Annotated in this window: 5 protein-coding genes and 1 rRNA gene (1 of these 6 only partly in view); all 6 read right to left on the bottom strand. The window is 64.9% G+C overall.

Annotated elements, in window-relative coordinates; genetic code table 11:
* Positions 1–115: ribosomal RNA gene (locus C9F12_RS19410) — 16S ribosomal RNA — on the bottom strand; the annotation flags it as partial.
* Between the two features lie 645 nt (positions 116–760).
* Positions 761–1660 carry an efflux RND transporter periplasmic adaptor subunit gene (locus C9F12_RS19405; protein ID WP_240184303.1) on the bottom strand — a complete coding sequence of 300 codons (900 nt, stop codon included), beginning with the start codon at positions 1658–1660 and terminating at the stop codon, positions 761–763.
* Positions 1661–1672: 12 nt separating this feature from the next.
* The gene (locus C9F12_RS19400) at positions 1673–3490 is read right to left on the bottom strand and encodes a DEAD/DEAH box helicase (protein WP_240184302.1); all 1818 of its coding nucleotides are present in this window, start codon (positions 3488–3490) and stop codon (positions 1673–1675) included.
* Positions 3491–3626: 136 nt separating this feature from the next.
* On the bottom strand, positions 3627–5789 hold the full coding sequence (locus C9F12_RS19395) for a peptidase M50 (protein ID WP_108449916.1): 2163 nt from the start codon (positions 5787–5789) through the stop codon (positions 3627–3629).
* A 3-nt stretch (positions 5790–5792) separates the two neighbouring features.
* Positions 5793–7673 carry an efflux RND transporter periplasmic adaptor subunit gene (locus C9F12_RS19390; RefSeq protein ID WP_108449915.1) on the bottom strand — a complete coding sequence of 627 codons (1881 nt, stop codon included), beginning with the start codon at positions 7671–7673 and terminating at the stop codon, positions 5793–5795.
* A gap of 43 nt (positions 7674–7716) precedes the next feature.
* Positions 7717–16621, bottom strand: partial view of an LEPR-XLL domain-containing protein gene (locus C9F12_RS19385; RefSeq protein WP_108449914.1) — the final stretch only. The gene runs 21329 nt beyond the window's last position; 8905 of the gene's 30234 nt are visible here — the last part of the coding sequence; its start codon lies off the right edge, out of view — the gene reads right to left on this strand; the stop codon is at positions 7717–7719.

The following is a 16621-nucleotide window of genomic DNA, read 5'->3' as shown; positions in this document are numbered from 1 at the left end:
CTCACCCGTCCGCCGCTCGACGCCTCCTAGCAAGCTAGGATCGTTTCCGCTCGACTTGCATGTGTTAGGCCTGCCGCCAGCGTTCAATCTGAGCCATGATCAAACTCTTCAGTTTAAAGTCTGATAGCCCGTTAAGCGGACCAAACTTGGCTCAAGGTTCAAACGTCTCGTTTGACGAGTCGCTTGCCTTGATATTTCAGTGACAGTGTCACTGACTCATCGGCAAGCGCCCACATGAATTACCTGATCAATTTTTAAAGAGCTTCTCGCTTTGCAGCGCCTGCTGGCGCAGCGCCCTGCGAGGAAGGCGTATTCTACAGAATCGAAGCGTTTCGTCAAGGCTTTCTTTTTTCGCCGTGCAAGCGATGCCTGCAGGACTCAAGAGAAAGCGAAGCGAGCCTGACGCGCATTCTGCGATGCCGTCCTGGCGACTCCGATCGAGTGGCGAGCATTTTACCGATTTCTCGTTGCCCGTCAAGTGGGGAATTTCTCGAAGACTTGAAAAAGCCTTTTCAAAACAATCACTTTTACCACCCTTTACCGCCTGTGACGTTTGCTCGTCGCCGGCAGCGGATGCGTACTCTACGGATTGGGACCGGCCTTGGCAAGCACTTCGTGTAAAAAAATTTCACACCGCCGTCATCTGCATGACATCCCCGACAAGGCGACGAGGAAGGCGCCAAGAAATTGCAGCAAACCGCCGGGGCTTTCCCTGCTTATCTGGCTCGTCATGGAGCATCCACTGACGTGTCGAATCGGCCTAGGCGTCGCCGCCTTCCACGATGCCGCCGAGCTCACAGGCGATCCCTGCCGGAATCTGCTCATCTGGGTTGGCAAGCCGCATGGCCAAGGCGAAGGTCCCGCTCGAAGCGTCGATCACCGGGTCCACATGGATGACCTCCGCTGAATAGCGTTGCCCCACCGGGCTCGATAGCATTACCTCGATGACATCTCCTGCAGCGATTCTTCCGTAAGCGGCCAGCGGCAAAGCGGCCTCGATGCGTAGCGGATCGAGCTGAACCAGTTCAAGCACCGGCGTGGCGTCAACGAATTCACCCTCCTCCGCCAGGCGTTCGCTCACCCACCCATCGAAGGGAGCCCGCGTCGTGAGCTGTTGCAGACGTGCATTGGCGAGATTGACCTGCAGGCGGGCCAGGCGAAGCTCGGTATCGATCTCGTCACGTTCGCTCTCGCTGAGCATATTGCGCTCGATCATTCGCTGGTTTCGCTGCATGCGTCGTGACGCATAGGCGGCGCGAGAACGCTCCAGTTCGACACTGGCGGATTCGACATCCCGCATCAGCGAAAACAGCGGATCGCCAGCCGCCACCCGCACGCCCGCTTGTACGTCGATTCGCTCGATGACGCCCGGCACCTGGCTCGACAGAGCAGCCTGGCGACCTGGCTCCACCAGGCAGCTTATTTCACCAAATCCCGGTTCTTGCAGATCCGTGTCCTGCGCCAGTGCCGGCGCGGCGATGCATCCCAGGGCAACGATCAGTGATCTCGCTGCTTTCATGCGCACTTCCTTTCCATGACGGAGACAAGGGTTAAACAACGATCGGCTATCAGCGCAGACCATGGCCATACAGATCTGCCAGTGGGAAAAACCATAGAGCGAATGAAAGAAATGAACGCGCCTCTTTCCGCGCCATGCCACCTTCGCGCCACGCTACTCCCCTCTTCCGCTGAAACCCAGTTGGTCATCTTCACGCCAGTCGGCTTCGAGCAAACGTGCCCGCTCCCGGGCGTGGCGACGCTCCCTGGTCTGCTGCGCGCGGCGCAGTCGTGTGGCAAGCCTTCCAAGACGGCGTTGCCAGCCATCCAGTTCCGTCAGCAATTCATCCTCTTCGGACAGCACCCACTCGACGCTGCCCGGATCGCCCTGGCGAGCGCAGCGCCCCATGATCTGACGATCTATCCGCGCAGCGTCGTGATGGCCCGCCAGGATCACGTGCAGGCCGCCCGCACCACGAGTCACCGGATCAAGCGGAATATCGGTCCCGCGTCCTGCCATGCTGGTGGCAAGGGTGACCGCCCCTGGCGCCCCGGCTGCGGCGACGACCGCCGCTTCGTCGGCGTCCTGGCGAGCGCTCAGTATTCGGTGTGCAATGTCGTTGGCCTTGAGTCTCGCCGAAAGCGCTTCGGCATCAGCGAGGCTGACGGTGGTCACCAGCACAGCACGCCCTTGCGCGACGAGAGAAGGAAGACGTTGGCAGATCCATTCCCACTTGGCCGCCTTCGTGTCACAACGCATCACCTTGCCGAGACGCCGCCGGCCAGGCCGATGGGGGGGCACCGTCACCACCCTCTGACGGTAGGTAGTCCAGAGTTCGCGCCGCACCTCCCTCGCCGTACCGGTCATACCCGACAGGTGGCGATAGCGGCGAAAGAAACGCTGGTAGGTCAGACGCGCCAGGGTAATGTTGGGATCGCTGGGCTCGCACCCTTCGCGGCGCTCGATCATCTGCTGCAGCCCCTTTTCCCAGCGCCGATCCTCCATCACCCGGCCGGTGTGCTCGTCAATGATCAGCACCTTGCCATCCCGTACCAGGTAGTGGACGTCACGTTGAAAGTGGTGCTGCGCCAGCAGAGCCTGCTGGATCAACCACTGCTGACGGGAACGTCCCTGCCAGTGCCCGGCCATCGACTGGCGGGACAGTCGTTCGACCTGCGATTCCAGATAACGCTTGCCGCTGTCGGTCAACAACAGCTGCCCCTGTTCCCGCACGAAGTGCTCGTCCTCGACAAAGCGCTTCGCCATGGCGATGGCCTCATCGACAAGCGCAATATCCAGTGCCCCCTCGCCGGCGGGGCCAGACAGGATCAAGGGAGTCCGCGCCTCGTCCATCAGCACGCTGTCGGCCTCGTCGACGATGGCGAAGTGCAGCCCTCTGAGCAGCAGCCTGTGGCTGGTGAGACGCCCCTGCAGTCGTGCAGCGTGGGCGCTCAAGGGGTGACGTCTGGTGCCGAGCTCCTGGGTGTCCCGCAGGTAGTCGAATACCAGTTCCTTGTTGGTGCAGTAGACCACATCCGCCGAGTAGGCCCTGCGCCTTTCGGCGGGCGTCATGCCGTGGACCACCGAGGCCACCGAGAGACCCAGGCGGGCGTAGACGGGGCCCATCTTGTCGGCGTCCCTTGACGCCAGGTAGTCGTTGACCGTGATGATGTGCACAGGGATGCCGGCCAGGGCGGCGGTAGCAGCCGGCAAAGTGGCCGTCAGGGTCTTGCCCTCGCCGGTCTGCATTTCCGCTACCTGTCCCTTCAGCAGGACCATGCCCCCCAACAGCTGCACGTCGTGGTGTGCCATGCCCAGTTCACGTCGTGCCACTTCCCTGACCAGGGCGAAGGCACGTGGCCATAGCCACCCAACCACGCCGCGACGGCGCAACGCCTGGCGCAGAAGGCCAGCCTGCGCATCGAGCGCGGTGTCGTCGAGCCGTGACAGCTGCCGCGCATGCCAGTGAATGACGGGAAGACGGCAACGCAAGACCCATCGTATGACCGAGGAGGGCCCGCCGAGGCTTGCCCTCAACCCGTGCCAGGCCCGTTCCAGTGCACCAGGTGCTGACACCGGGCGCTCGGCGCGGCTGATGACGTCTGCGGGAACTCGTGTCAGCATCGACTCAGCGCTCGAACAGGCGCAGGAAGGAACGCCGGACCTGCCGCCACATGCGGAATCCAATCGGCTCCGGTGTGTGCTCGATACGCACCTGGACACCTTGACCCAGGCGCACCCTTGCAGCGCTCTCGATCAGGCCGGTGGCGCTGAAGTCCGCCAGATGATGCCGACGAAAGGCCCTCAGCGGCTCGCCTTCCCCCGACGCCGCCGAGGGGTCCAGGGCGACATCGCCTCCGCCCTTCTGGGTGAGACTCAGGCTTGGCACCTCATGACTGGCGCCAGGGGACAACCGCAGCAGGTGCGAGGCGGCGGCCTTTGCATCACCGCCGCTACGCACGCTGACGCTGCGCCGGTCGTCGCGCACGAGTTCCGCCTGGTGGGTCGGCACCAGCGTCCGCACTCGCAGGTCACCAGATTTGACCAGCACCCCGAGGGCCTGGCCGCGGCGAACATGGCTACCCAGGAGGGGCGCCCCTTCGGGCATCATCCAGCGTCCATCGTGGGGGCTCGTCAGCAATGTCGCCGCCGCTCTGCGCCTGGCATCGACCAGCTGACCTTCGACCAGGCGCTGCGTCTCCGCCAGCACCGACAGCGCTTGCGGGTCGCGAATATCGGCCTGCTGCTGCTGCTGAACCTCCCGTGCCCTGGCCTCGAGCAGCCTCACCTCGGCGTCGAGTTCCGGTGCCGCGATACGGGCAATCGGGTCGCCGGTGCGAAGTGGCTGCCCTTGTATCGCCATCAGTTCGACCAGCTCACCGCTGACACCGGACCGCAGGCGCGCGGGCTCGGCAGAATCGATCACCCCCTTTAGGGTGGTGGCGTGAGGCGCGGGCACCAGCAGCAGGCCCGCCAGCAGCAACGCCAGGCCGCCGAGCAACCAGCTCCAGGCGCGAGTGCGAGAACCTTCGAGTTGGCTATCCACGGACATGGCCTTCAACAGCTTGAACAGGGGCAACAGCAGCGTCATGGTCACCGACCACAGCGCCAGCAGGATACCGATGAACAGGTACTGGGTGGCGACGAAGGTGGCGATGACCACCATGATGATCAGTCGGTAGACGAAGGACAGCACTGCATAGGCCACCAGCCACCAGGCCTCCTTGAGCGAACCGGCCTGACCGCTGACATCGCGACGTCCCAGCAGGTAGCGCTTGACCACGTAGGTGAGCTGCTGGTTGGCGCGGGAAAACAGATTCGGAATTTCCAGGTAGTCGGCCAGCACGTAGTAGGCGTCGAAGCGCAGCAGCGGGTTGCCGTTGAACATCAGGGTCGAGACACCGCCGATCAACATGACGTTGAAGGCCAGCGAGCGAACAACGCCAGGCTCGGCCATGACCCACACCAGCATGGCCGCCGCCGCCAGCCAGAGTTCGACCAGCACCCCGGCGGCCCCGACCAGCATGCGCTTGCCCTTGTCCGGGCAGGCCGCAGCGGCGCTGGCGTCGACGTAGGGTACCGGGAAAAAGACCAGCAGCATCACCCCGATCTCGTGGACCTCGCCGCCCGCGTCGCGGGTGGCCCAGGCGTGCCCCAGTTCGTGCAGGGTCTTGATCAACGGGTAGACCAGTGCCATCAGCAACAGATTGTCGACCCCCAGCACCCGATCGGCCAGGTTGTCGCTCAGCTGCGTCCAGTGGATGCCTGCGACCACCAGCGCCAGCACCACGGTCGCCAGCCACAGCACCGCGCCCAGCGGGCCCAGCAGCGGCCTTACCAGCGGGTAGCTCGCGGCGACGAAGCGCTCCGGATCCAGCAGCGGGATGCGGATGCCCAGCGGCGACTTGATCAGCTGCAGCCACTTGCTGCGACGCTGCCGCGTCTGACGCCGTGACAGTTCCTCGATATTGATGTCTTCGTGCCCCGAAAGCAGATTGGCACGATGCAAGCGACCGATCAGGGTGACCAGTTCCTGCTGTGTCGGCATGGCTTCGCCCAAAGACCGGCTGACCTGATGCCAGATGTCGTCGAGGGTGCGTCGTCCATCGAGTCGCCCGATGATCTGATAGGACTCCGGCGTAAAACGATGCACCTGTCCAGTCAGGGAATCGTGCAGCACGTACCACGGTTCGCCGCGATACTCGTGGCGTGACAAACGCGCATGCCGGCGCAGGCGCAGGCGTAGATCGGCGACTCGGTGCCAGTGCTGGCTGAACAGTGCAGTGGTCATGATTCACCCCCACCAGCGCCACAGCGTCAGCTTGAGCCAGTCTCGCAGCCCGCGGGTCCAGATCTCGATCAGCGGACCTTCGCCGACCTCGACCCGCGCAATACCCGACAACCCAGGGCGCAGCAAGCGTTCCACCTGCCGGGGGTCAACCTCGCCGGCGTTCATCTCCAGGCGAGCCTCGACGATAAAGCGGGTCTGACCTTCACCGCTGGTGCTCCGAGGTGTGATCCGCTCGACCACCAGCGGCCAACGCTTGCCGGTCATCGAGGCCAGCACCATCGAGCCATGCTGGGTCGGCGCCAGATCATCGATACGGCCCTCGGGCACGGCCAGGTCCAGGCGAAACCCGTCCAGCGGAGAGACGCGAAACAGCTCCTCGCCTTGCTCGGTCACCGCGCCCAGTCGCTGGGTCAGGTCGCCACTGACCACCACCCCATCGAAGGGCGCGACCAGGGTGGCCCGATTGAGCCTGGACTCGACCAGTGCAACCCGCGCCTCGGCCTGCTCTCGCTGAGCCGCCAGCACGTTGAGCCCGGCGCGATCACCACGCGCGCGGGACTCCTGCTCCTGACGTGACAGCTTGGCGATTTCGCTCTGCCATTGCAGCCGTTCCAGCAGCAGCTCCCGGGTTTCCATGCTCGCCAGCACCTGCCCGCGCTCGACACGATCACCGGCTCGCACGCTGGTTGCCTCGAGATACCCCCGGAACGGCGCCGAGATCACCCGCTGCACACGACTTTCGACGGTCACCTCCGCCGCCACCTCGTCCACCGTGGTGATCAGGGTGGAGGCGACCAGCAGAGCCACCAGCGCCAGCACCGCCAGCTTGAGCCCGAGATGTCCCGGTCCAAGCAGGCGCCCCAGTTGCTCGCCAGCCGATGCCAGCGCCTTGACCACCAGCGGCCGGTCGTTGCGCCTTTTCTCCTCCAGCGCACGGGTGCATAGCGCCAGCAGACTCTCCAGCGCCTCGATCTCGTCGAGGGTAAAGGGTCGATCGCGTTCCAGGGTCACGGCGCCACGCGCCACCCCATCGTCGAGGCAGGGTACGCTGACCACCGAAGGAACACCGCCGAGGGTGACCAGCTCCTGATGGGCCAGCTGGACACCGCCATCGTGCCGCCCTGCCGCACCTTCCACGGGAGGACAGGCCACGCTGGCCAACTGGTCGAGCGCCTCATCCATGGCCGCCGCCGTGGCCTTCACCCGATTCATCTTGCGATTGAACTGGGCGCTGTGGGAAATCTGCAACACGCGACAACTGGCACCGCGGCGCCAGCCGAGGCTTACGCGTTCGGCACCGAATTGCTCGGCCAGACGGGTCACCAGCTGTGCCGAGGCTGCGGCGAAGGTAGCCTCGGACAGCACGCCGGCCAGCAGGGACAGGCGGTCCCCGAGTACCGCCTGGTGTCGCAGCATGTCTTCTTGCCGCTCACTCATCAGGTCCCGTTCCAGCGCAGCGACACCTTCCTCGAGTCGCTGCATCAGTGGCACCAGGGACTGACGTGCCCGCGCCACACCGTCGTCGGAGGTGTCGCGCAGGCCAGGCGGAATCGCCAGGCTCAGCGCTACCGCGCCTGCCACCTCGCCATCCATGCTCACCGGATAGCCGATGCCCAGGTGCGCCTCATCCAGTTGGCTGACCATGCCACTGGCAACCTCGGCGACCTCACTTGCCAGCGCCAGCAGTGCCTCGCCGGCGCCCTCGCTGAAGCCCGGCCACAGCGCCACTGGCTCGATGCCGGATGGCCCACGCCACGCCACCAATCCCTCGACCAGCCGCACCTCATCGACAGCGCCGCTGCGCTCACAGTGCCGGGCCAGCCAGTGCTGCATCCGTTCACGCATGGACGCTTCAACGTCGCCCCTTGCCTCGTCTAGCAGCATACCGCTCCCGCTGGCCCGTTCAGGCCCCTCATCAAGGTGTCAATCAAGACGTCTCCTCATCGTCATCCTTGCGCAGCCGACGCCATTGCTCGGCGGCCTGTTCACGTCGAAGCGTCTTGAGTCTATCGGTGTGCTCGGTAGACGACGACATGGCTCGCGCGATACCCCAGCCAGCGCCGGCCAGCGCCGCTGCCAGGCCACCCAAGGCCGAACTGCCCATGGCACCTTGCTGTTCAGCAGGGACGGACGCATCTGCTTCGCTCGACACCTTGGGCGATACCCCGGTCGACGCCGGTGAGCCTGCCGCCTGTGGCGACTGGTCCAGGGTTGCGTCATCGACCGACGGTGCCGCCTCGAGCGACTCACTACCCTCCGCAGCGTCTGGCGCCGTCAGCACGCTGCCGGCAGCCGGAGGAGCGGCGAACAGCGGCAAGCCGCTGATCATGCCACCGCGACTGTCATGGTGGGCCACCCAACTAGCGACAACACCACGTAGATCCTCGAGTCCTTGGCTCGGAGCCACCGCTGCCGGACGGTTGTTCGAGACCATCGCCTCGCCCAGGGCGAACTCGGTGCGATCCATCCAGCTCCAGGCGGCCAGGCGCCCGCCTGGCTCCTGCTCACGGTAGAGGTTCTGCTGCGCACCGCGCACCAGATCCAGCTTGCCCTGAGCCAGAGTCACGATGGACGTGACACGCTCGACCTCCGGCGTGCTCGTCGAACCGGCAGAGGCCACACTCAACCGTACTCGGCCATATTCGCCGATCAGGATGTCGAAGCCGTAGTCACCACCGAAGCCGTCGAAGCCGGCGCCGCCCATCGCCACATCGTGGCCCAGTCCGGTCAGGATGACGTCATCGCTACCTTCGAAGTTGTCGATGGTCTCGATGGTGATCAACCCTGGCACGCGAGTCACTCGAGCGAAATCGCCCATCAGAATATCGTTACCGGCACCGCCCTCGAGCGTGTCCTTGCCGCCGCCACCCAGCAGCACATCGCGATCGATGCCGCCAATCAGGTGATTGTCGCTGCGCAGGGCAATATTGCCGGTTTCCGCCAGGCGGTAACGGCCGGTGGTATCACTGAGAATGCGGCCGTCATCGGCGATGGCCACGGTCTCGCCGCCGGCGTTGACAAGGGTATCGGCGCCGACACCGCCAATCGCCTGATCCCGGCCCACTCCCAGCAGGATGACATCATCCCCACCGGTGCCCTGGCGCCGATCGAGGCTCTTCACCTCCTGGCGAACACCATCTTGTGCGGTGATCGACCCATTGTCCCCAATGACCACGTTGTCGCCGCCAAGGGCACTGATGCGTTCACCACCAAACCCGCCGATGATCCAGTCATCACCTTTGCCGGTAGTGATGGTATCTATCCCGCCGATGGCGAAATGAAGGGACGCAAAGGACGTCACCACGCCATTGGCGTCGAACAGTACCTCGGCGTGATCACCCGCTACCTTGTCAGCACCAGCGGCGGAGGTGATGACATCGTCGCCTTCGGCGCCGATCACCAGGTTGCCGCCGCTGCCGACACTGACGCTATCCGCCGCGCCGTGACCGTGCGCCAACGAACGCGCGCTCACCAGATGTCCCGCTGCGTTCCACTCCAGGCGACCGAGGTCGGCAAGCACCGTGCTGGTCTGATCACCCGTGGTGATGACATCGCTGCCCGCACCACCGACGATCTCATTGCGACCGGCATTGACGCCGATGCGATCCTGTCCCGCCACCGCCGATGCGGTACTGGTCATCGTCCTCAACACCGAGGTGTCGTCCCACTGGAGTCGCCCATTGTCACCGATCAACTGGTGACGACTGGTGGCCGAGGCGGCGGTGATCGAAAGCCGATCATCGCCAGCGCCGCCGATGGCCGTGACCGAACCGGCATTCACCTCGAGGGTGTCGTCGCCGCCGATGGCAGTCGCACTGGAGGCGGCGCTCAACAACACTCCGCTGGCACTCTGGCGCAGAGAACCGTTATCGCCAAACAGCAGGTGACGAGCGTCGACCGATGCTGCGCTGATCTCGATGGTGTCCGCACCGGCGCCGCCCAGAGCGGTGACCGAACCCGACTCGACAGCCACACGATCGGCGCCGCCGACGTTGGGCGTCAGACTATCGCCGTTGACCAGAACGCCGACGTCGCTCCAGCTCAGGGTGCCGCGATCCGCCAGCACCACATGGCGCGCCCCGTCGCCAGCCTTGACGATCTCGATCAGGTCACTGCCCACCCCACCGATGACCACGGAGTGGCCACCGCTCAAGCGAATGCTGTCGTCCCCGCCGCGGGTATTCAGCATAGCCGCCGTCTCGCTGGCGGCAGTATCGGACGCCAGGCGGGAGGTCGCACTGACCAGGACACCAGCGGCGTTCCACTCAAGCAGACCATGGTCACCGATCGCCACGCTGGCACTGCGCTCAGGCGAGGCGACAGTCACGCTGTCATTGCCACCGGTGCTGAGGCTGTCACTGCCTTCTCCGCCGATCAGGACGTTGCGACCATCACCACCGTCAAGACGATCCACTGCCCCATTGGCGCTTGGCAGCGTGACCAGTTCACGCACCTGGGTGCCCACCACGTCCAGCCGGGCGTAGTCGCCCACCAGCAGGTCATCACCGCTGCGACCGCCGCTGGTCGAGCTGCCACCGTAAAGCACGTCAGACCCGCCCCCCCCCAGCAGCAAGTCATTGCCCTCGCCGCCGAACAGTCGGTCGCCTCCGTCGTGGATACTGTCCTTGAGCACCAGCGTGGCACCACTGGACAGATCGTTCACCACCTTAAAGGTAACCTTGGCGTTGTCACCGATCAGCCAGTCGGAAGCACCGCCTCCGCTCAGGACGTCGTTGCCACTGCCGCCGATCAACAGGTTGTCGCCGCCGCTGACGCTCAAGCTGTCATCGCCGCCCGACGCCATGTCGACGCCTTCCACCGCGATCACCCGCTGACTATCGAGCAGTCGCAGGCCCGCCTCTCCGGGGCGAGCCTCCAGCTGGATCACGCCGTGGTCCCCCAGCAGGATGTCGTTGCCTCCTCCAGTACTCAGCATGTCATCACCGGCTATGAGGCTATCTCCGGTCGGATGGGCAATCGCTGCGGCGCTGGCATGCACCGTCATCACCGTATCGGCCTGGCTGAGGCGTCGGGAAACATCCACGTCGATGCCACCATCGCCGTACAGATGGTTGTTACCGCCCTTTTCATCACTCAGACGGTCATCGCCGGATCCACCAAACAGCTGGTCATCACCGAGGCCGCCAATCAGCGTATCCGCGCCGGCGCCACCCACCAGCACCACGCCACCGATGGCCTGACTGGCGTCCAGCAGATTATCACCGGCCTCCAGGAACGGCTGAGCCAGCAGCGTCGGCCGGCCGCCGACGGCGCTGTAGCGCTCGCCACTGCGAGAGGTATCGCCGAACACCACCAGCGGCATCTGCCACTGATAGCCACCGCTCACCCGGATGTGGTCATCACCGCCGCCACCGTGAACCACACTAAGCGGCATTTCACGAATGACACGGCCACTGCTGGCACTCACCACTCCGTCGAGCACCAGCGCCCCGGCGCTGGTGATGTCGCGAATCAACAGACGCTGTTCGCCGACCAGTACGCTGTCACCAGCGCGGAAGCCATCGGCGTACCAGCTGCCGGCACTACGATTCAGCTGGGAAACACCCGCCACCGTCTGTGCCTGCCAGTCGCCGTCGTAGGCCACCGGATCGGCATCGATGGCAAGCTGATCATCGCCTGCCCCCAGCAGCGCCTCGAAGACCTCGACACCGTGGAAATGAACCCCTCGCTCGGTATCGATGGTACCGCCCACACCATTGTCCTGGGACAGCACGCCTTCACCCATGCCGAGCCCACTGACCCGCTCGGCACCGATGACACCAGACAGGTCGGCCACGCTGGCATCCACGTGCAGCACCAGGCTGTCGCTATCCTCATGCGCGGTGCCGGAGGTCTCGGCGGCCAGCGCGCTGACACCTTCAGAAGGCAGCATCAGCGGCACAGACGGCACCGGCGTATCGGCGACAGTGCCCCCTTCGACGATCAGCGGTCCCTGAATGTCGGACAGACGCCGTTCGGTGACAAACTGCATGCCCGCCTCGACCGGAGCCCGATATCGGGTCTCCGCCACCACCTCGACGGCCACCTTGTCGGCCCAATTGCTGGCGTCGAACACCACTGCAGGTGTGGTGACGGAGGTCAGCGTCAGGCTGTCACCGACCCAGCTTCCCAGGGTATCGTCGGACATCAGGTGCAGCCTTCCCTGGGCATCGATGTGGTTGATCCGCAGACGCCCGGCAATGCTCGATCCCGAGCCATCTTCCAGGCTCAGGTAGCGCCCGGTCTGGGCCCCCAGCGATGCCCAGTCGCCACCTTCCAGGACCAGAATCGCCCCGGCTCCCTGCGCGGCCAGCACCGTCACGCTGCGCTCACCGTCGAACAGGGTATCCAGCACGATGCGCCCACCCAGGGGGAACTCGGTCTGGCCATCGCTGTTGAGATGGACCCTGACCTCAGCGCTCGGCGCCTTGGTCAGCCTCAGGGTGTAGCTGTCGCTGCCGCCCAGGGTCGAGACTCGGGTACCGCCATCCGACTGCTCCACCACCAGCCCAGCGCTGTCATCGTCGTGGACGCTGACGTCGACCTTGCTCGTGGCGCGCTCGGCAAACGAGCTGGCCTGCCCCAGATTGCTGGAGATATCGAAGCCCAGCTGGGCGTCGATCCGGTCTTCGATGCTGGTGTTGCCGAGCGCCTCCAGCACCAGCGTCTGGGGCTTGTCCCAGTTGGAGACATCGAAGCTCAGGGTGGCGCCGTGCTTTGCCACCAGACGACCGCCGAAGGCCGACAGATCCACGCTGACCGTGATCACCTCACCGGCCTGGGGCGCCACCGACAGGCGCACTTCGACGCTGCCGGACTGAGCCGACGCACCCTCGCCTTCGATCACCTGGAGTCGATCCTGGGCCGTGGACACCACCACATCTCCGCGCGTCGCATCGAATACCGTGATCTCGGTATCGGCGATGGGCTGATCCAGCAGCGAGGCCAACGCCTGGGGCAAGGGAGACGACGAGGGCGTCTCGACCTGGGCCAGATAGCTGATCGCCACCTGTCGAGTCCCTTCGACCAGACCATCGGTCGGCGCCTTGACGAAGATCTGCTGGCGCGGTGACCAGCTGCCCCCGGTGAACACGAAGTCCACGGTGATCGCCTGGGTAAACTCGCCCAAAGCGTCGAATGACAGAAGCAGCGTCTCGGCCGACGCCGCGCCCGCCGCGTGACGGTCCTGAGTCGACGCCATGCTGGCCGACAGTGTCAGCGTCACCCTGGTGCCCTCGGCGATACCGGAGATCGGCAGGTTCGTCGACAGCCAGTAAGCGGCAGCGTCGCCGCCTTCCACCACCCGCGTCGCCCCACCGGGCTGCTCGACCAGGATGGCACCGTGCTCGGGGCTAGCCACCTGCACCGTCAGCGCCTCGGCCAGAAGATTTGCGTAGGCCTCGTCAGCGGACACCGTGCCATGGCCCACCAGGCTGCTGGCACCCCTGGCGTCAATCGCCTTCACCTCGCCGCTGACGTCCCCCGCCACCTGGATCTGGTCACTGCCGAGACCACCGATGACCTCAGTCAGTACGCTTTCGCGGGTGCTCAGCACCTGAATCCGATCGTCTCCCGCTCCGGCCTCGACGCGCACACGCTCGAGATCGTCATGGGACAGATTGAGCCCAGCGCCAAACACGGCACCCGCGGTGATCACGAAGTTGTCGTCGGCGCTGCTGCCGAAGGCACTCAGACTGTCGTAGCCGTCTTCGCCATCAAGTGCCAGAGGCGCCTGGGTGGCGTAGACCTGATACTGATCGTTGCCCTGGCCCCCCAGCACGCTCATTGCCTGGCCGTTGCCTCGACTGACAAAGCCGTCGCCGGCCTGGGTCACCGCGATCTCGTCGCCCACGATGACGCCCGAGGCGTAGACGCCAGCGCTGGCCGTGCCTACAGGGTTCGGATGCTCGCCGTACTGCTGGCCAATCTCGAAGCGATCGTCGCCGCGACCTCCGTCCAGCGTCATCACGGTCGATGAGCCATCGACCACGAAGCGGTCGGCGCCGTCGTGGCCATTGATGGTCACCCGGGCATTGATGCTGCCCCCCACATCGATACGCTCCACGGCGCTGCCAGCCTCGGCCAGACGCGCAACGAAGTTGTCGCGGACCAGGAACAGATCGCCCGTGGTAGACGCCGTCGTCTGGGCCCGGACCATACTGCCGTCATAGTTGTCGTAGCCACGACCTTCGATGAACAGGGTGTCCGCTCCGGCATTGCTGGCGCCGCTGTCGAGAACGCGAATGCGGTAGTCGCCCTGATCCGCCTGGCGCGTGACAATCCGGTGCTCGTCGCTGCCGGATCCACCATCCAGGGTCAACAGCGCCTGGCGATCATTGAGCTCCACCACGGTCAGCAGATCCTTGCCGCCGTCGCCGGCCACCAGCATGGCGCCCACCAGGGTATCGGCATGGATCAGCATGTCGTCGTTGCCGCTGCCACCCCGGAAGCTCATGTTGTTGGTCACCGCGATATCGCCGTGCAAATGCAGAATATCGTTGTCGTCTCCCAGATCGACGGCGATTGACCCTGCGCGATGCCGGCCATCGAAGAGCAGACGATCGTCTCCCGCCCGGGTCACCACCGTCAGGCTGTCGGCAAACTGCCATTGGCCCAGGAAGGACACCAGATCGTCGCCATCCCCGCTGTCTACCAGCAGGGTGTCGGCTCGGTGATCGCCGTTGAAGGTAACAGTATCGGCACCAGCCCCAGAGGTGACCTTGGCCGCTGCGGTGACCGTCAGGTCCTCGGTCACGTCCAGGGTATTGGCGCCATCACCCATGGCGATGGAGAGCGAGCCGGCCTGGATACTGGCGTCGAAGGTCAGGGAGTCATCGCCATCCGTGGTTTCGACATCAAAGGCGTTGGTCACGTCCAGTGAGTTGTTGGCGGACAGCACGTTATCACCGGCGCCCAGCGCCAGGCTCAGCGCGTCCGCCTGATGGGTGCCGTTAAAGGTGACGGTGTCCACACCAGAGCCGGCGGTGATACTGGCCGCTGCGGTGACGGTAAGGTCTCGAGTCACGTCCAGGGTGTTGGCGCCATCGCCCATGACGATGGAGAGCGAGCCGGCCTGGATGCTGGCGTCGAAGGTGATGCGGTCATCACCTTCTTCGGTCTCCACCTCGAAGGCGTTGGTTACCGTCAGGCTGTCTTTGACGCTCAGCACGTTATCGCCGGCGCCCAGCGCCAGACTCAGCGAGCCCGCCTGGTGGGTGCCGTTGAAGGTGACGTTGTCCACACCCGATCCAGCGGTGACTTCGGCCAGACCATCGACGGTGAGGTCTTTGGTCACGTCCAGGGTGTTGGCGCCCTCGCCTATGGCGATGGAGAGCGAGCCGGCCTGGATACTGGCGTCGAAGGTGAAGCGGTCATCGCCTTCTTCGGTCGTCACATCGAAGGCGTTGGTCACGCCAAGTGAGTTGTTGACGCTCAGCACGTTATTCCCGGCGCCCAGCGACAGACTCAGCGCGCCCGCCTGGTGGGTGCCGTTGAAGGTGACGGTGTCGACGTCGGAGCCGGCGGTGACACTGGCCGCTGCGGTGACGGTAAGGTCTCGAGTCACGTCCAGGGTATTGGCGCCATCACCCATGGCGATGGAGAGCGAGCCGGCCTGGATGCTGGCGTCAAAGGTGATGCGGTCATCACCACCCGTGGTTTCGACATCGAAGGCGTTGGTAACTGTAAGCGTGTCGCTTACGCTCAGGACGTTATCGCCGGCGCCCAGCGCCAGGCTCAGCGAGCCCGCCTGATGGGTGCCGTTGAAGGTGACGGTGTCCACACCCGATCCGGCGGTGACACTGGCCGCTGCGGTGACGGTAAGGTCTCGAGTCACGTCCAGGGTGTTGGCGCCATCGCCCATGGCGATGGCGAGCGAGCCGGCCTTGACGCTGGCGTCGAGGGTGATGCGGTCATCCCCACCCGTGGTTTCGACATCGAAGGCGTTGGTAACTGTAAGCGTGTCGCTTACGCTCAGGACGTTATCGCCGGCGCCCAGCGCCAGGCTCAGCGAGCCCGCCTGATGGGTGCCGTTGAAGGTGACGGTGTCCACACCCGATCCGGCGGTGACACTGGCCGCTGCGGTGACGGTAAGGTCTCGAGTCACGTCCAGGGCGTTGGCACCCTCGCCCATGGCGAGGGAGAGCGAGCCGGCCTGGATACTGGCGTCGAAGGTGATGCGGTCATCGCCCTCTTCGGTCGTCACATCAAAGGCGTTGGTTACCGTCAGGCTGTCTTTGACGCTCAGCACGTTATCGCCGGCGCCCAGCGCCAGGCTCAGCGCGCCCGCCTGATGGGTGCCGTCAAAGGTGACGGTATCGACGCCGGTGCCGGCGGTGACACTGGCCGCTGCGGTGACGGTAAGGTCTCGAGTCACGTCCAGGGTGTTGGCACCCTCGCCCATGGCGATGGAGAGCGAGCCGGCCTGGATACTGGCGTCGAAGGTGATGCGGTCATCGCCCTCTCCGGTCGTCACATCGAAGGCGTCGGTCACGCCCAGTGAGTTGCTGACGCTCAGCACGTTATCGCCGGCGCCCAGCGACAGACTCAGCGCGCCCGCCTGGTGGGTGCCGTTAAAGGTGACGGTGTCGACGTCGGAGCCGGCGGTGACACTGGCCGCTGCGGTGACGGTAAGGTCTCGAGTCACGTCCAGGGTGTTGGCGCCGTCGCCCATGGCGAGGGAGAGCGAGCCGGCCTGGACGCTGGCGTCGAAGGTCAGGGAGTCATCGCCACCCGTGGTTTCGACATCGAAGGCGTTGGTGACCGTCAGGCTGTCTTTAACGGACAACACGTTATCGCCGGCGCCCAGCGCCAGGCTCAGCGAGCCCGCCTGG

It is taken from the genome of Halomonas sp. BN3-1 (genome assembly GCF_003056325.1).
GTDB lineage: Bacteria > Pseudomonadota > Gammaproteobacteria > Pseudomonadales > Halomonadaceae > Halomonas > Halomonas litopenaei.
The sequence above is the reverse complement of the archived record's forward strand: the minus strand, read 5'-3'. Positions and strand labels throughout refer to the sequence as shown.

Coding starts and splice junctions, on each gene's coding strand:
- C9F12_RS19395 (WP_108449916.1), bottom strand. CDS start 5,789: ATGACCACTGCACTGTTCAGCCAGCACTGGCACCGAGTCGCCGATCTA.
- C9F12_RS19390 (WP_108449915.1), bottom strand. CDS start 7,673: ATGCTGCTAGACGAGGCAAGGGGCGACGTTGAAGCGTCCATGCGTGAA.